Genomic DNA, 17,858 nt, shown 5'->3' with positions numbered 1-17,858 from the left:
TTATGACGAGTGGAGGATTGTATCCTCTAGTTGGGTGGCACCACGGAAGTTTACCTTTCGTCCCAGTTGGGATGAAAGGTTTTTTGTTTCATGATGGTGTGGCTGAGGATATGAGGATATTGATCCTCAAATTGGGTGGCACCGCGGAATACTCCCGTCCCATGTGGGGCGGGTTTTTTGTTATGTAGATATGGTCTCTCGCGGTCAAACAAAGCAGAGCATCCTGTAAAGGGTAATACAGGGAGGAAACCCCAATGGAAATAGTGACAGTTCAACGTAGATTCTTGGCCGATTATGAAACCCCTACGAGCGCATTTCAAAAGCTGAAGGCTGAGGGGGCCTGTTACCTCCTGGAAAGCGCTGAGGATCCCAGGGGCTCGGGAAGGTATTCGTTCCTCGGCGTGGGTCCTAGAGTGATAGTATCATCCAGCAACGAGGGGATTTTCCTCTATAGAAAGGGCCCATCCCCACATCCTCTAAAGGGCGACGATAGATCCTCTGGGCATCGCGGGCTGGCTCTTGCCGAGTCGCCATGCGCGGCATCATCGTGGCCCTGGGACATGTCAACTCTCTGGTCCAGGACGCGGCTTGACGCCAGGTCTCCTCTCCAGGCTCTAAGCCAGATCATGGGCGGCTATCGCATTGCCGGGCTCCAGGCATCTGATGCCCCGAGATTCACCGGCGGGGCTGTTGGTTATCTCTCATATGATGTCGTACGATACATAGAAAGGCTCCCATCGCGCCCCCCTGATGCCTTAGGTCTGCCTGAAATGCTCTTTGTCATCACTGATGTGGTGGTGATCTTCGACCATTTGAGACATACCATCACCATTATATCTTTCGGCCTCGATGAGGTCGATGTGAAGGCGGCCAGGTCCAGATGTCATGAACAGGTGGAGCGCATCGCATCAATACTGGCCCGTCCACTGGATGATGGTCTCACTTCGCCGCGATTCATTCCCGGGGGTGAATTCAATCCCGCGCAGTCTCCAGGAAGGAAGGAATCCGCAGGTCCAGCGCAATACGCAGATGTAACGCAATCCGCAGGCGCAGCGCAATCCGCAGGTAAGGTGCGACACGCAGCTAAGACGCAGGGCGCAGATGTGCCACAACTTCCAAGAGATGAGCAAAACTGCGAGACCGCAAGCCTTGATGAAGCACAGTTCTGTCGTGCCGTAGAAATCGCCAAATCGTACATTGAGAAGGGGGACATCTTCCAGGTAGTCTTATCCCGCCGGGTTACATGCCCGCTAGATGTTGAACCCTTTGAAGTCTATCGAGCTCTGAGAAGTCTAAACCCATCCCCATACCTTTATTACCTGGACTTCGGATGTCTGCAAGTCATCGGTTCCTCTCCTGAGACGCTGGTGCGCGCGGAAAATGGCATTGTGGAAACACGACCGATCGCCGGGACACGCCCGCGCGGGCATAGTGAATCCGAAGATAAGAGACTAGCGCAGGATCTTCTTTCTGATGAAAAGGAGCGCGCTGAACATGTTATGCTCGTAGATCTTGCCAGAAATGACATAGGGCGCGTCGCCGCTCCAGGCACTGTCACTGTCCCCACATTCATGGAGATTCAATGCTATAGCGATGTGATGCACATCGTCTCTACTGTGCGGGGGAAATTGCGAGACGGGTATGACGCTTTTGACGTGCTAGCCGCATGTTTCCCTGCAGGCACCGTAAGTGGCGCTCCCAAGGTGAGGGCAATGGAGATAATCGACGAGCTAGAGCCTGTTGCCCGCGGGATTTACGCAGGAGCTGTAGGCTACTTTGGCTTCAATGGCAATATGGACATGGCCATCGCGATTCGCACCCTAGTGACGGCAAACGGCCAGGCCCATGTGCAGGCGGGCGCCGGAATAGTGGCCGATTCGGTGCCCGAGCGTGAATTCCTGGAAAGCCAGCATAAGGCCCGTGCCATATTCAGAGCCATGAAGCTGGCGAGAGGAAGGGAGGAATGCGACTTTGTGGCTGCTGCTCGATAATTACGATTCCTTTACTTACAATCTAGCCCAATATCTTGAAGAGCTTGACCTCGATGTGAAAGTGGTCAGGAACGACGCAATAACCATATCCGACATATACGACATGGCTCCTGAGGCGATAGTCATCTCCCCGGGGCCTGGAAGGCCCGAGCAGTCTGGGATCTCGCTTCCAACGATCGACGAATTTGGGGCCAGGATACCCATTCTGGGGGTATGTTTGGGCCACCAAGCCATCGCCGCCGCTTACGGGGGCAAGATCATCCAGGCGCCCATGCTCATGCATGGCAAAGTATCTTCCATATACCATGAGGGACATCCGCTGTTCCATGGTGTGCCAAATCCATTCTCAGCCACCAGGTACCATTCCCTTATCGTAAGAAGAGAATCTATGCCAAAATGCCTGAATGTCATAGCTCAGACCTCGGATGGTCTAATCATGGCTATAGCCCATTCCGTCTATCCAGTCTTTGGAGTTCAGTTCCATCCGGAATCAGCGCTCACACGTGACGGAAAGACGATCTTGAGCAATTTCAAGAGCCTTGTAGAAGAGATACAAGAGAAAAGAGCCGGAAGGCCGAGACAGGAGGTTACCAAACAATGACAACAGTGGCACATGAAACCGGTCCTTTCTTCAAGGAGTTGATCGGAAGGATATTGAGCCGTGAAAATCTTATGCCGGAGCAGGCATATCAGGCCATGATCTCTATCATGACCGGCCAGGTCAGCGAAGTGCAAACAGCAGGTTTTTTGATAGCCTTGAGGGCAAAAGGTGAAACGCCCCATGAAATCGAAGGTTGCGCCCGGGCCATGAGAGACCTAGCAACTCCTGTAAAATCACGATATTCACTTCTGGTTGACACATGCGGCACAGGAGGGGATGGCAAGTCTACTTTCAACATCTCCACTACAGCCGCCTTCGTAGTCGCCGGGGCCGGGGTTCCGGTGGCGAAACACGGCAATCGTTCGGTATCCAGTCGATGCGGCAGCGCCGATGTTCTTGAGGCGCTCGGCGTGAAGGTGGATCTTGGCCCTGCGGAGGTAGAAAGGTGCCTTGATACTGTAGGAATTGCATTCCTGTTCGCGCCTCGCTTCCATCCATCCATGAGAAACGCCGCAAAGGTTCGCAAGGATCTGGGGGTCAGGACGATATTCAATATCTTGGGTCCCCTAACGAATCCAGCATTCACAAAAGCTCAGGTCGTAGGCGTATACCAACCGGAGCTCACCCCCATCCTGGCACAAGTATTATCAGCTTTGGGCACGAAAAGATCCCTGGTTGTGCATGGGCATGGAGGAGTGGATGAATTCTCGATAACTGGGCCGACTCAGGTGACTGAGGTAGAAGATGGGATAATAAGGAATTACCAAGTCCACCCGCAAGACCTGGGGTTCGCCCTTGGGAAGCCAGAGGATGTAGCCGGGAGCACGCCTGAGGAAAACGCGATGATAACAAGGTCGATCCTTTCAGGCGAAAAGGGCCCAAGGCGTGATGTGGTATTACTCAATGCCGCGGCAGCTCTCCTTGCGGCGGGGGCTGTAAGGGATCTAAAGGACGGAGTAAGGCTTGCGGCAGAGTCAATCGACTCGCGGAAGGCCCTTGCGACACTGGACGCCTTGGTTGAGACCACATTGGCTCTGGCAAGCTAGGCGGAACCTCCCGGCGGCCAGCCATTATCATCAGGTTTTCCCCAGCTGCCGCCGGGGATGCGCCTGAAGTCACAGCATCTCTGGAAGGAGGGAGCGGCGGCGCAACAGCTGCTGCTGCCGCCGCAAGCATCGTTGATACTGGATGATATTGTAAAAAAGCGTAAAGTACGCATTGAAGAGAAGAAAAGCCATGTCTCGCTTGAGGAAATAATGGAGCGCGTGGCAAGAAGTGCTCCTCCCGCACGGGATTTTAAGGCCTCCCTGAGGCACAAAGGCCGGGTTTCCTTGATCGCCGAGATCAAGCCCGCCTCACCTGTCAAGGGAAAAATGCGGGAAAACTTTGATCCCATGGCTATCGCGGGGGCTTATGAGGAGGGTGGAGCTTCAGCATTGTCGGTGCTCACTGAGCCTGATTTCTTCCTGGGCAGCACGGCAACCCTGCAGGAACTCCGCCAAAAGTCATCGCTTCCCCTGCTCTGCAAAGATTTCTTCATAGATCCATATCAAGTCTACGAGGCTAGGGCTCTTGGCGCTGACGCAATTCTCCTGATCGCGGCCATCCTTGATGACAGATCGCTCAACGAGCTTCTGGAACTCAGTCACCAGCTCGGTATGACCGCCCTTGTGGAAGTACATAACCAGGATGAGCTTGCAAGAGCGATATCAGCCGGCGCCGGACTCATAGGGATAAACAACAGAAACCTCAGGACCTTTCATACTGACATCTCCACCACAATGGAACTCATGCCCATGGTCCCGCCGGGGGCGACCATCGTATCTGAAAGCGGCATAAAGTGCGGTCATGATATGAAGGTGTTGAGGGAATTGGGAGTTCATGCCGCCCTCGTAGGAGAAGCCCTGGTAACGAGTCCTGATATCGTTGCCAAAACAAGGGAACTGGTCGCCGGAGGCAATGCCGGAGTTATAGATCAAAGAATTATTGCTCAGGGATGAAGCGACGATTTTTCATGTAACCCCCCATGCTGCTGTCGCAGCGCCATCAGATGGAATAAACTCCCACAAAGAGGGCGCTACTATTTTGGGGGTAGATGAGCGGGCATATGGATGGTGAATATTCATGTGGATCAAGATCTGTGGGATCAGAGACGTTGTCGCTCTGGAGGCTGCCCTTGAAGCCGGAGTGAATGCAATAGGATTTGTCATGGTTCCGAATAGCCGCCGCTATGTGACGCCTTCCAAAGTGAAAGAACTCTCGTCTGATATACCCACGGGAATATGGAAGGTGGGGGTTTTCCGCGGGCAACCGGAGGAGGAGATATTGGAAGCCCTTGAAGAGTCTCATCTAGATACCATTCAACTTCATGATTATGGGGATCTTGACCTATGCCGCAGGCTCCGGGCCTCGGGTTTCAGAGTGATCAGGTCATTTGGGATTCCCTCGGGGTCTGAGCCCTATAGTCAGATCGTATCTAACGGAGCCTTGGCGCGGGCCATCGAAGAATTCGCTGCGACGCCATGTTTTCTGCGCTCCCCAGGGACGCGAGCTTCCTGGGGCCGCGGATCTGGCTCAGGATCTAGTTCAGGATCTGGTGCGTCAGGATCTGGTGCGGATAACGAGGGAATTCTGATTCTCCTTGATACATGGAGCCCGGCTGGAAGCGGAGGGCTTGGCATTTCAGCCGATCACGACATAGCCGCTACAATCGTAAGAAGGTTTCATGACAAAAAGATCATCCTGGCAGGCGGCCTTAAACCTTCTAATGTAGCGGATGCTATAGCAAAGGTGAAGCCTTGGGGCGTGGATGTATCCTCGGGGGTGGAAATAGACGGGCGCAAAGATCCCGGCTTGATACGGGATTTTGTTGCGACGGCGAAAAAAGCGTTTAAAGATCTTGAAGGAGAGAATGAAAATGGCAATACCCAAGATGAAGACTGCTGTTCCCGATAGTTCGGGACGTTTTGGACCCTACGGGGGAAGATTTGTGCCGGAGACATTGATGGCGGCACTGGCGGAATTAGAGGCCGCCTATGAAAAGGCAATCAATGATCCTGATTTCCAGCAGCAACTCCGTGTGTATGAGCAGGATTATAGCGGCCGCCCGACTCCCCTCTATCATGCTCGCCGGCTAGGGGAACGTCTAGGGCTGAAAAACGTGTATCTCAAGAGAGAAGATCTGAATCATACCGGTGCTCATAAGATCAACAATGCCCTAGGTCAGGTGTTGCTTGCAGTGAGGATGGGAAAGAAGCGCATAATCGCAGAAACTGGCGCAGGACAACACGGAGTCGCAGTGGCAACGGTTGCCGCGGCCTTTGGGCTCAAATGCAGGGTATATATGGGAGAAGAAGATATGAAGCGTCAATCTCTCAATGTCTTCAGGATGCGCCTCCTGGGGGCTGAGGTGACGCCGGTCTCTTCAGGTTCGAAGACCCTCAAGGATGCCACCAACGAAGCGATCCGCGATTGGGTTACCAATGTGGAAACCACCCATTATGTAATAGGTTCAGTTGTAGGGCCGCACCCCTATCCACGTATGGTCAGGGATTTTCAATCGGTGATCGGAATAGAGGCGCGGGAACAGATCTTGAAAGAGAGAGGATGTCTGCCTGACTACCTCGTGGCTTGCGTTGGCGGAGGGTCCAATGCGATAGGCTTGTTCTACCCATTCTTGCATGACGAGGGCGTGCAGATGATCGGAGTGGAAGCAGCGGGTGAAGGAATAGACACAAAGAGACATGCTGCGAGCCTCACCGCCGGGACAAAGGGAATTCTCCATGGTTCCCTTTCATTTCTGCTGCAAGATGATGACGGCCAGGTACAGATTGCCCATTCGATTTCAGCAGGCCTGGACTATCCCGGGGTAGGGCCGGAACATGCATATCTCAAAGAGACAGGGCGCGCCCAATATGTAGCTGTCACCGATGAAGAGGCTCTCATGGCATTTCGCTTGCTTACAGAGACGGAGGGAATCATACCGGCTCTGGAGAGCGCGCATGCACTGGCCTACCTTCCCGGACTCGCAAGGTATATCGATAAGAACGCCATCATAATCGTCAACCTGTCAGGGCGCGGAGATAAGGATGTCGAGACAGTGGCTGCGATCCTGGAGAGAAAAGAAATGGACCGACTCGGGTCCTCCCAGGGGGCTTCGGGAGCTGTGGGGGCTTCGGGGGCTTCAGGGGCTTTCCAACTCTCCGGCGGAGCCGTCCCGACGGCATGGACGTCCGCCCCATATACCTCGATCTCTCGCATAACCAGTCCCCCTGCTTCACTCGAAAAGCCGGAAGAATCGCGGATTGCGACAGCCTCACATTCATCTGATCTTCCTGGGGCGAGGCTAGAAAGGCACCTGCGTAAACTCAGGGAAACCGGTGGCAAGGGAGTGATCCCATTCATCACAGCAGGAGATCCTGATCCTTCCACCACCATCGCGGTTGCGGTGGCCGTTGCAAATGCTGGTGCAGATGCCATCGAAATTGGCTTCCCATTCTCCGACCCCCTGGCAGATGGCCCTGTTATCCAAGCTGCGAGCCAGAGAGCCCTGGCAGGCGGGTTTCACATTGAACAAGCATGGGAGATAGGACGCGCAATACGGCAAAAAGCCGATGTTCCCCTTATAGCGTTCACCTACTATAATCCCGTATTCCACCGGGGAATTGCCAAATTCGCCAAGGAGGCGGCGGATTCAGGATATAATGGGATCTTGGTGCCCGATCTTCCGAGGGAAGAGGCGGGTGAACTCTTGGATATGTGCGAAATATACGGACTTGCCTGGATACCTCTTGTGGCGCCTACGACGCCGGAAATGCGGCTGGCCCTGGCTCTTTCCGGCGGAAGCGGTTTTGTTTACTGCATAAGCGTAACAGGGGTGACCGGCGCACGGGCTCAATTATCTGATGGATTGATCCCGCTGGTGGAGCGAGTGAGGAAACATACAGACCTTCCACTCGCGGTAGGGTTCGGGATCTCCAATCCTGACCAAGCTCGGGAAGTAGCCCGATTTGCAGATGCGGTCATAATGGGAAGCGCCCTCATCAGTCAACTGGCGAAGGCAAATGGTTCGGGTGAAGCTGCACAGAGAGCGGCAGAGATCATCTCCGAGTTGAAAGAAGCGGTAAACGCATATAAGTAACGCGTCATGACGCCTTATTGCGGGACGGCATACCTGGAATCAGGCCTGCATTGATGCATGGTGACGATGTTAGACCACCATGCAGGAAACTCCTCACCCGATAGGCCAGATAAAGGCTATCGCCGTCCCCAGCGCCATCCCGACAAATACCTCTAGCGGGGTATGGCCCAGGAGCTCCCGAAGTCTCTCTTCACTAAAGCTTCGCTTTTTATAAAAATCGTCTACAATCTTGTTTATCGCCCGGGCTTGCTTGCCAGCTGCGCGCCGGATGCCAGCCGCATCGTAAAGAACGATCATAGAAAGAATGGCCGCTACGGCAAAGATGTCTGAGTCCCAGCCGGCAGTCCTCCCTATAGCTACGGACATGCACGAAACCAGAGTCGAATGCGAGCTTGGCATGCCGCCAGGATTCACGAGGCGGGTAAAGTCGGGTCTGCCATGCTCCACGTAAGCTATGATAAACTTGATTAGTTGGGCGAAGACCCAGGCAACCATGGGTGCAATCAGAGGCTCATTATGCCAGACCAACTGTGTCACCTCTCAGGGATGTTTCCGAGATACCTGCATGAATTATACAGGTCCGGACCATAAAGCGCAATATCCATAATAGCCTGAGGGTCGAGGACCACTGAGCAGCCCCGCAGCAAGGCTGCGTCCGACGGGAGGAGTATCCATTCCCCTGGCTATGCTGCGCCCATCAGAGGGGGATCGCTGGCCTCTCATCAGGCCTGATGATGAGACTTATGGGTGATACATATGGCTTTAGCCATGAGAGGATGTCAGAATCAGTAGAAAATGTTAGAATCAGTACTTGGTGCGACTCGGTTATATCCACAGAATCTTTAATGTGGTGACTATAAAGAAGCGAGGCGGGATTGCATTGAATCGTACACAGGTCTCGATAGGTCCTAAGGATGTCAGGCGCAATTATCTGCTCATGATGATTGATTCCATCGGCTTTCCCCTGGGAATCAGCTTCCTTTCATTTACTACGATTCTGCCGATGTTCCTGAGGCAGCTCACTGCATCCGACGTATTAGTTGGACTGATCCCAGCGATAAACAACCTGGGAGTCTTTCTTCCCCAGATTATCATAGCGCCAATGATAAGCCGCCTGCGGGTAACCAAATACTACGTGGTGACAGTGGGTATGTTCGAAAGAGGACCCATCCTCCTGCTCGCCATCGCCGCATGGATCTGGGGCGGATCCAATAAGCCCCTGGTCCTGTGGCTATTTTTCCTGTTCTTTGCGATCCATAGCCTATCCATGGGGCTTAACATGCCCGCTTACTATTCGCTTCTGTCTAAGGCCCTTCCTTCAGAACGACGTGGAAGCCTCTTTGGAGTAGGCGGATGCATCGGAGGAATCCTCGGAGTCCTGGGCGCTACCATGGCAGGGAGGGTGCTCTCATCCTACCCTTTCCCCATTGGCTATGTTTTCTGTTTCACCATTGGCTTTATAATCCTGACGATAAGTGTCATGCCGCTGGCCATGGTAAGAGAATACGCGCAGGAGGTCCAAACTAACAAAACAACTCTCGAGGCCCTGCGGGAGCTCCCGTCCGTCCTCCGCAAGGACAAGATCTTCCTCAACTTCATTCTGAGCCAAATCCTGTGGGCCATCGGGGCAATGGCTCAGGCGTTCTTTACGGTATATGCCATCAACAGGTTGTCTGCCAGCGCGTCCGATGTAGCCGTCTTCACCGGCATCACCATGGGCGGTGGAGCGCTGGCAAACCTGGTCATCGGATATATCGCAGACCGCGACGGACACAAGATCATCCTTGAGGCAACTGCCATTCTCGGCGCACTTGCCTCATTTGCGCCCCTTATTTCCCCAACCATACCCGCAATGTGGCTCACCTTTGCCCTGACGGCCATATGGGCTGCGGGCTATGGGGTGAGCAGCGGGAATATAATCCTGGATTTCGCGCCAACAGAAGATGTCCCCAAATATGTAGGGCTTGTGAGCATTCTCACAGTTCCATTTCGCACCTTGACCCCAATCCTTGCCGGCCTCATGATAGCCAGGTGGGGTTACTACCCCGTTTTCGCTGCATCAGGAATCTCCATGCTCCTAGCTTGGGCTATTCTGAGGCGTGGGGTTCCCGAACCCCGGAGATTCCGCGCTACCGGCCTTCAACCACAGGCAAGATCGTGCTCTGAACGATCTCTTCCGTGATAGATCGGGAATCATCAGGCAGACCTATATCTTTGTGTAGGCTCCAGACTTCCACATGCTCTACCGTGTCGCCCGGGTCAAGGAGAACCATCGGGCTTAAAGTCTCGAGCTCGAGCATCCGGTCATTGGCGTACATCTCAACGGAAGCCCCACCATCAGGGTACAGGGCTTCGTCCATATATTCGAAGCTCTTCACGAAGAGATGCCCTTTGTTGGCATAGGCCGCCCAACCGTCAGTTACGGATGCGCCAATTTTGCAGGGCTGTGCGGCGGAGCTATCCTGCCTCAAGAAGATGAACCTCTTCCCAAGATATAGCCTTGAATCAGTGAGGTCTGTGTAAGGCCAAACCACCAGCCATCTATTGGGGAGCAGTCCCTCGGGATCAGCTTCCGTCGTCTGCGGAGCGATTCCCACGCCACCCGGAGCCATAACGCTAAGGCCCCACGCTGCAAGCTCCACCGGCCAGACCCCATCGTTGGTCATCTTATGAGTTACGATCACCTGTCCCCCGCTGCCATCAACCTCAGCATTCTCACCGGCAAAGACAATCTCGATACACTTGGCTATGTGCGTGGTAGGTTCTGTATATTGTCTGAGCCTGATGCCGCCCTCGATCTCTTCGATGTGTATCGGCCGGTTGTCAGGATAGTAGCTCCTCGCCCTCGATTCAGGACTATGCCAAAGCCTATGTCCACCATAGATCCTCCACTCATCTCCGCCAATTTTTCCCATCTGTTCGGTGAATTCGCAGAACTCATTAGGCCCCCCGACGAAACCGAAACGAATGATTCGAGGGCCAACATCGGTGGTGGCGATAAACTCAATTGTTCCATCAGATACCCTGTAACAATTAGGCCATCCTCCATAATTTACCTTTAATATGGAAACCTGAGCCATTTGCTCACCCCCATAGAGGAACTTCTAGATTCGCCCATATGCCCGTGATTACCCGGGCCTGCCCCAGACCACGAGATTATTCGCGCCTGACATAGGCAATTCTATCGCGCGACATGCTCCCTCTTTCTCTCCATTACATTTTTCACTGCCTGGTAAACATTATCGCTTGTAAGGCCGTACTTCTTCAGAAGGTCCGAATACTTTCCGGACTCAGCAAAGGTATCATTGATTCCCACCCTTTCCATTGGAACAGGGTAAGTCTTGCTCAAAGCTTCAGCTACGGCGCCGCCCAGGCCTCCATATATGTTGTGCTCTTCTACTGTCACAATGGCCCCCGTCTCCCTGGCAGCCCTTTCGATCATCTCTTCGTCCAGAGGCTTTATGGTATGCATGTTGATAACCCTTGCACCGATCCCTTCAGTGGATAGTCTCTCGGCAGCATCGAGGGCAGCGCTCAGCATGGTCCCGGTGGAGATGATAGAGACATCCTTGCCATCCCTCGCAATATTGGCACGTCCAAGAACAAAGGGGGTATCTTCGTCGGTCACGATTGGCACCTCGGCGCGGCTGAGCCGGAGATATACAGGTCCATCATGCCTGGCGACGGCAAACACGGCCTTCTTTGTCTCAACGGCATCTGCGGGCGCAACTACCATCATGTTGGGCATCGCGCGCATAACAGCTATATCCATGACATCCTGGTGCGTAGCTCCATCATATGAATCTGACAGCCCTGCGTAGGCCCCGCAGATCTTTACGTTGAGCTTTGGATACGCTATGCTGGTCCTCACCTGCTCACCGGCCCTGAGCGTGGCGAGAAAGCTAAAAGTCGTGGCAAATGGTATCTTGCCGGCAGTCGCCAGTCCGGCTGCAATGCACATCATATTTGCTTCAGCTATCCCCACATTGAAAAATCTATCAGGAAATTCTTTGCCGAATAATATGGTACGGGATGAATGAGCCACATCCGCATCCAGAACCACTACATCAGCGTTCTGGCGTCCTAATTCAGCCAATGCTTCGCCAAACGCATCCCTCAAGGCCTTTTTTGCTCTTATCTCAACTTGCGGCATCGTCATCTGACCCCCTCGAGTTCCTTCATGGCAGCTTCGTATTCAGCATCGTTGATATTCTTTCCATGCCACGCATAGTTGTTCTCCATGAAGGAGACGCCTTTGCCCTTTATCGTCCTTGCTATTATGATGGTAGGCCCTCCGGCATATGCTTTTGCCTGGTCAATTGCATCAGAAATCTGTTTTATGTCATGGCCATCTATCTCCAGTACATTCCAACCAAAAGCTCTCCACCTATCCGGAATTCCCTCCATGGGCATGATCTCTTCCGTAGGCCCATCCAGCTGCAACCTATTCCAATCGCATATGGCAGTCAGATTGGAAACCTTGAATTTCACGGCAGACATGGCAGCTTCCCATATCTGCCCTTCATTGAGCTCGCCGTCGCCCAAGAGAACATAAACATGATAGTCCTTACCTGAGAGACGCCCTGCCAGAGCCATTCCGATTCCTACAGAAAGCCCCTGGCCAAGAGAGCCTGAAGACATATCGATGCCAGGTGTTTTGATCCTATCAGGGTGTCCTTGGAGGATGCTATTTACTTGGCGCAACGTCCAGAGTTCCTCACGCGGGAAGTATCCGAGGCGCGCGAGGGCCGCATAGACAATGGGGGCGGCATGCCCCTTGGAAGCCACAAACCTGTCTCGATCTTCCCATTCTGGCCTTGAAGGATCTACCCGCATCTTTTCAAAATATAGCGTCGTCACAATATCAGCGGCTGAGAGCGAGCCTCCTGGGTGACCAGAAGTCGCCTTATGGATCATGGTAACAACGTCTTTCCTGAGATCATTGGCGATTTTGGAGAGTTCTTCGACCCTTTCCTGCGACATTCCCATGACTATTCCAATACCCCTTTCCAACTCGGGCTGCTCAATCTACCCTGATGGTCAAATTCAAATCTTACATGGCTATCCAGTATTTCAATGGGATAGTCAGCAGACAATTCTTCCATAAGTGGTTCAGAAACCCAAATCCTGGATATCTTGAGAGTGTTTTTGATGTACACGATGCGAGCGCGCGAAGGGTCCATGTCCCAGCATACAGAGAGAGCTGATATTATCGCGTCGCGATCATTGGCGCAGACGATGGGAAGCTTGCCTCGCTCAACAAACGTCGAGGTGATCACATTGACGTACATAGCTTCCCAATCGATCTGATCAGCAAGCCTTTTCGTGCAGAAGTCCGCGAGCCCGATCCCAATGGCGTTCCCATGGGCTCCCGGAGTAAGATCCAGGACGACTATCATTTGAAATACCGGGCGTTCAAGATCCGGCTCGCCTGCGATCTTGACCCTGCCAATGATATTCGTGTCCATCCCGCTCCCACTAATATCCTTCCCCATCTCCTGGACAATCAGAAGATCTGCCTTTTCAACAGGAAGCCTGGCCATTCTCCTCTTGGCCTCTATAAGGAGATCCGGTTCCACAACGAATAATTGGTCAGATGGAATGGCCCGGATCAAGGAGGTTTCATCATAGGCATTCTCAATGATCCCGATGCCGAATGCTACGGGGAGCTTATCCAGGATGACCCGCGCCGCTTGAGGAATTCCGTCTCGGAGCCCTGCTATTCCTTCGGAATGGATCATCGAAGCGCCCTTTTCATTCCCCAGGCCAATGACAAGCATCTTGATGATGCCGCTCTCGATCCTGCCGTGGAAATCGGTATGGGCCTTGATTCGATTGACAACTACGATCTTATCCGCCGATGCAGCCACCTTATCTACATATACCGGTTTATTTCCCGCCCTTACGCCGATTTGAACCACATCAGTGCCTGGTATTATTGGAACGCCCATTGACTCAGATGTGATGCCATATCCTGCGAGCACCTCCAGCTGGCCTTCCGGCGTAGAACCGCCATGACTCCCCATGGACGGGATGATAAAGGGTGAAGCGCCCAGGTCCTTCAAATATGAAACCACGGCTTTGACGATACGCGCAATGTTGGCGATCCCGCGGCTGCCTACTGTGATCGCGACCCTCTCACCGGGTGAGATGCGGTCCTTCGCGCTGATCCTTGCAAGCTCGGATGCTACCTCCCCTTCGATATCTGGGATAGTCTCTCTTGGGAATTGTTGTTCAACTAGAACCATCGCGGGCAACTCTGATATTAAGACTCCCACCATCATCCCCCCGATAGCATAAAACACAAAAAGAACAGAAAATGGCATAGTATACTGTGGCATGGCGAGGATTTCCGGTTCCTTGCCTGACCATACGCCATCGACCTTATGTCTAGGGTCTAAAGATGATTTTCAATCCTCTTTTCTCTTCGAACCGTTTAAATCCTTCCTGCCAATCTGTAAGAGAGAGAATGTCCCCGATAAGGGGTTTCAGCTGCACACCGCCATCTTCCATGAACTTGAGCGCTTTCTCCCATGAACTCCAAATCGAGCCAAGGCTTCCTGTAACTTTGAGTTCTTTGTAGCATATTCTCTCAAAATCTACCTCTATCCTCTTGCCATGGAGGCCGATCTGGGTGAATTGACCCATCCGCCTCACAAGATCAAGCCCAAGAGCGGTGCCGCCAGCTGATCCAGAACACTCGAGAACTACATCTGCTCCCAACCCGCCTGTGATCTTTCCCATGAAGCCAATAGCATCCACATCCTGGATGCTTGCAGTCTCCAGCGCGCCCAATTCCTTTGCCATCTTCAACCTTGCCTCATCTGTGGAGGTGCCAAAGACTATCACATCAGCTCCTTCAAGGCGGGAAAGCTGCAACGCCAAGAGTCCTATAGGCCCGGGGCCAACCACGGCCACAACATCGCCGGCCTTGATGCTGGTGAGTTCATTCACCGCGTGGACCACGCAGGCGAGGGGTTCAGTCATGGCGCCTTCTTCAAATGAGATATTCTCCGGGAGCCTGTGCAGCCTGGAAGCCGGGACCACAGTGTACGGAGCAAATGCGCCGTTCACCCAATAGCCCAGCGTCCTGCGTTCCGGACAAAGATTGTAGAATCCGGTGCGGCAATAAAGGCATTTGCCGCAATAGATAACAGCCGTCTCTGACGTCACTCTTTCGCCGATCTCCCAGCCCGAGACACCTTCGCCGACTGCGGCAATTACCCCGGAAAACTCATGCCCAGTGATAACCGGCGGTCTCAAAGGGATCTTGATATCGCTGTGATAGATGTGAATATCAGAGCCGCAGATACCAGCAGCCTTCACTTCAATGAGCACTTCACCCGGCCCGGGTGATGGGACAGAAACCTCCCTGATCTCCATATTTCCCGGAGCCATATCTAATTTCATGAGTCCTTTCATTGCATACGCCGTACCCGTAAACCTCTCGCGAACAAACGGCGCCTCCCTCCCTCCGTCCCGTTTTCACCTTATCAAAGGTCAACCCTCACCACATCACGATCCATCTTGTCCATGCATCTGTTGATCTTTTGTATCAGCTCCTCATCCTCTGGGCAAGCAAGTTTTACCTGCCGCAGGAGATCGATGGCCCTCCTGAGAGCCAGAACAATGTCTCCCTCGGCAGACATATCATTGATATAGACCCGTCTCAAGCTGTTGCGGTTCAAATTGAGGGATTTCTCCAGGCGAGAGGCAAGAGCCGATGGGATCGGCCCCGCTTTCGCCACAGCCATGAGATCAATGAATTCTATCCCTTTGCTCCACAGGTATGCCAGGGTAGAAAGGCTCGGGTCAAAGATCACGGTTGAGTGACCGAGAATCTCCATCTCGGTCCTGCGTATTCTGTTAACGATGTCCTGGATTGCATCCATATCAAATGGCGCGCGTTTTATTCCAAAACTCTCTCTGCGGGGTTCATAGTCTATGGCGACTGCAAGGGCATTTATCTGATCCTCGTCCAGCCTATGAAAAAAACCTCCCCACAAGAGCTCCGTCACCAGAAGCTCCTGCACGTTTATACGCGAGGCCATCAGCCCCTTGAGGGTGAGCTCGGGGCTCGCGGGTTCGCCCTTGCGATGTCGCTTGGATCGTATGGACGCTATGCCCCCTCCGACTATATAATCAAGATATCTCAAAACCTGTACCTTTCTTTCGAATTCATCCATCAAGAAAGCTGCAGAATAACTTCCCGCAAGCTCCCGTGACAGGAAATCAATCCTGTTGTTCAGGCGACGCAATCTCCTTGCGTCAGATCTGGGGAGTCTCCTGTTTTCGTCGAGCCCCAGCTCCGAGGCCAGGTCATCCCTCTTTTCCTTGAGCCTCTCTATTTCTTCTGCGATATTAGTGATTTTCCTGCGCCTTTGATAGGCTGCAAAGCTCTTATCAAGGAGGACTCTGATTTCATTTTCATCATATTTCGTTATCAGATTCAGGCAAGTATTGTAGGATAGCTTGAACTGGCTTTCGAGATCCTCCACCCTCTTCTCCTCGTAGATTGGGTATTGCTCTTTGCGGAAAAAGTTAAGATCCACTAGAGTGAAAACATATCCCTGAGAATCAATGCCGCGGCGCCCCGCCCGTCCCGCCATCTGGAAATATTCCTGGTGAGTCATCGGCCGGTATCCGATACCGTCGAATTTCTCTGGAGAATCAAAGCATACAGTCTTGACGGGAAGGTTTACCCCCAAAGCAAAGGTTTCTGTGCAATAAAGCACATAAATCTTCCTTTGCGCGAACAGATCCTCTACAATCCCTTTCAGAACCGGTAGCAGGCCCGCATGGTGGAATCCTATCCCCCGTGTCAATACCCGACGCAGCGCCTGTGTCGTCGGGAGGTCTGACACCGAGAATCCCTCGATCCTTTCATCGAAGAATCTGCCGACTTCCTCTATTTCGGGACCAGACAGGAAAGAATGGTGCCTGGCCAATTCCGCTGCCCTAACCTCACATTGCTGCCGGCTGAAAAGGAAATATAGACATGGAAGGAAATCTGGATTGAGATAGTCAATGAGGTCGATATGGGTAGTCGCGGGAAAAATGTCATGGCCATCAGCACCATGATCATCATCGTAATCGCAGTCTCTGAAAGGATCATCAGAACCAAGGTCAAAATCCTGATTCGACCTTCGCCTATTCCCTCCAAATCGCCTCAACCCACGGTGCATGGCCTTCCGCCTTTGCTTATTGTAATACTTTACAACATCATGAAGCGTGCACGGGCCCAGATTCTTTTCAAACAAGGAATGAACAAGAGGAACGGGCCGCTCCAGATGCCAGACCACATCAACCTTCTCTCCTCGCGCTTCGCTCATCCAATCAGCGAGTTCGCGCGCATTTGGTATAGTTGCAGAAAGCCCTAATATTTTAATGGTCCCCGGAAGGAAGATTATGGCTTCTTCCCATACACTCCCCCGTTCTTTATCACCCAGGTAGTGGATTTCATCGAAAACCACATGGGATACCCCTTCAAGACGGTTGATGTCGGTATGCAGGATATTCCTCAATATCTCCGTCGTCATTACCAGGATAGGAGCAGTATCGTTAATCACAACATCCCCGGTCACTATGCCTACATTCTCAGCCCCATGCACAGCCTTGAAATCTTTATATTTCTGGTTGCTGAGCGCCTTGATGGGAGCAGTATATATTGCCTTACCCATTCTCGCGAGGACCTCGTCTATCAGAAAATCCGCTATCAGAGTCTTCCCTGCGCCCGTTGGCGCCGAGACCAGGACCGATCTGCCTTTGAGAATGCTGTCGATTGCTTCGCGCTGGAATCTGTCTAGAATAATCCCTTTGTATTGATAGATCTCTGATGCTTCAATCAACTAACTACTTCCTTCCCCGGTGCCTGATGGTATGTTTTGCATCCCCATATGTGCTGATTATAACACTATAAGGAAGAACTGCCAAGGCAAGGATAGAGAATTCACCCTCTCATGAAAGCTCGCTTCTCTTCGTGAAAAAACCTGTTCCCCTTTAGGATAAGAGATTTATCCCTATCCTACTATCACCCAAAAGAATGAATTTAAGTATTATTTTGTAATATATGGTTGAAATTTGATTAAAAGGCAGGTAGAATTATCCATGATTCCATGACGAACCA

At 52.5% G+C, this 17,858-nt stretch carries 14 protein-coding genes, 1 pseudogene and 1 other annotated feature (1 of these 16 only partly in view); of the genes and pseudogenes, 8 read left to right on the top strand and 7 right to left on the bottom strand.

Going from position 1 to position 17,858, the window contains the following annotated elements:
• Positions 1-165, top strand: a binding site (T-box leader) (it extends 200 nt beyond the left edge of the window).
• A 605-nt stretch (positions 166-770) separates the two neighbouring features.
• The 7 genes and pseudogenes from HPY52_04650 (at position 771) to HPY52_04620 (ending at position 7,732) form a co-directional block, all read left to right on the top strand.
• On the top strand, positions 771-1,991 hold the full coding sequence (locus HPY52_04650; protein NPV79553.1) for an anthranilate synthase component I family protein: 1,221 nt from the start codon (positions 771-773) through the stop codon (positions 1,989-1,991).
• Positions 1,972-2,592, top strand: coding sequence for an aminodeoxychorismate/anthranilate synthase component II (locus HPY52_04645; protein NPV79552.1), 621 nt, complete (start codon positions 1,972-1,974; stop codon positions 2,590-2,592). The genes HPY52_04650 and HPY52_04645 overlap by 20 nt, the downstream gene beginning before the upstream one ends.
• On the top strand, positions 2,589-3,638 hold the full coding sequence (trpD, locus tag HPY52_04640; GenBank protein NPV79551.1) for an anthranilate phosphoribosyltransferase: 1,050 nt from the start codon (positions 2,589-2,591) through the stop codon (positions 3,636-3,638). Before HPY52_04645 ends, trpD begins: the two co-directional genes overlap by 4 nt.
• Positions 3,639-3,770: 132 nt before the next feature.
• Positions 3,771-4,592, top strand: a complete 822-nt coding sequence (gene trpC, locus HPY52_04635) for an indole-3-glycerol phosphate synthase TrpC (GenBank protein ID NPV79550.1) — start codon at positions 3,771-3,773, stop codon at positions 4,590-4,592.
• A 358-nt stretch (positions 4,593-4,950) separates the two neighbouring features.
• Entirely contained in the window at positions 4,951-5,547 is a 597-nt protein-coding gene (locus tag HPY52_04630) for a hypothetical protein (protein ID NPV79549.1), read from the top strand.
• A pseudogene (gene trpB, locus HPY52_04625) lies at positions 5,510-6,715 on the top strand (tryptophan synthase subunit beta). The gene HPY52_04630 and the pseudogene trpB overlap by 38 nt, the downstream one beginning before the upstream one ends.
• Positions 6,716-6,718: 3 nt before the next feature.
• A complete protein-coding gene (locus HPY52_04620) occupies positions 6,719-7,732 on the top strand; it encodes a tryptophan synthase subunit alpha (GenBank protein NPV79548.1) in 1,014 nt (337 codons plus the stop codon).
• 93 nt (positions 7,733-7,825) lie between these two features.
• Here the strand turns inward: HPY52_04620 and HPY52_04615 are convergent, their stop codons facing one another.
• Positions 7,826-8,227, bottom strand: a complete 402-nt coding sequence (locus HPY52_04615) for a divergent PAP2 family protein (GenBank protein NPV79547.1) — start codon at positions 8,225-8,227, stop codon at positions 7,826-7,828.
• A gap of 352 nt (positions 8,228-8,579) precedes the next feature.
• On the opposite strand from HPY52_04615, the gene HPY52_04610 reads away from it, so the two are divergent.
• Positions 8,580-9,914: an MFS transporter gene (locus tag HPY52_04610; GenBank protein NPV79546.1), complete on the top strand. Its 1,335-nt coding sequence runs from the start codon at positions 8,580-8,582 to the stop codon at positions 9,912-9,914.
• On the opposite strand, the gene HPY52_04605 is transcribed toward HPY52_04610, so the two are convergent.
• The 6 genes from HPY52_04605 to HPY52_04580 form a co-directional block, all read right to left on the bottom strand.
• Positions 9,862-10,812 carry a hypothetical protein gene (locus HPY52_04605; GenBank protein ID NPV79545.1) on the bottom strand — a complete coding sequence of 317 codons (951 nt, stop codon included), beginning with the start codon at positions 10,810-10,812 and terminating at the stop codon, positions 9,862-9,864. The genes HPY52_04610 and HPY52_04605 overlap by 53 nt on opposite strands.
• 101 nt (positions 10,813-10,913) lie before the next feature.
• Complete coding sequence (locus HPY52_04600; protein ID NPV79544.1) at positions 10,914-11,885, bottom strand: transketolase family protein; 972 nt, start codon at positions 11,883-11,885, stop codon at positions 10,914-10,916.
• 2 nt (positions 11,886-11,887) lie between these two features.
• Positions 11,888-12,715: a transketolase gene (locus tag HPY52_04595; protein ID NPV79543.1), complete on the bottom strand. Its 828-nt coding sequence runs from the start codon at positions 12,713-12,715 to the stop codon at positions 11,888-11,890.
• Between the two features lie 8 nt (positions 12,716-12,723).
• Positions 12,724-14,073 (bottom strand): DUF2088 domain-containing protein, encoded by a 1,350-nt coding sequence (locus tag HPY52_04590; GenBank protein ID NPV79542.1) that lies wholly within the window; start codon positions 14,071-14,073, stop codon positions 12,724-12,726.
• A gap of 49 nt (positions 14,074-14,122) precedes the next feature.
• Positions 14,123-15,154: a zinc-binding dehydrogenase gene (locus HPY52_04585; protein ID NPV79541.1), complete on the bottom strand. Its 1,032-nt coding sequence runs from the start codon at positions 15,152-15,154 to the stop codon at positions 14,123-14,125.
• A 71-nt stretch (positions 15,155-15,225) separates the two neighbouring features.
• On the bottom strand, positions 15,226-17,580 hold the full coding sequence (locus HPY52_04580; GenBank protein NPV79540.1) for a DEAD/DEAH box helicase: 2,355 nt from the start codon (positions 17,578-17,580) through the stop codon (positions 15,226-15,228).
• Positions 17,581-17,858 lie beyond the last annotated feature (278 nt).

The organism is Bacillota bacterium, assembly GCA_013178415.1.
Lineage (GTDB): Bacteria > Bacillota > SHA-98 > Ch115 > Ch115 > Ch115.
This window is presented reverse-complemented; position numbering and strand designations above follow the sequence as displayed.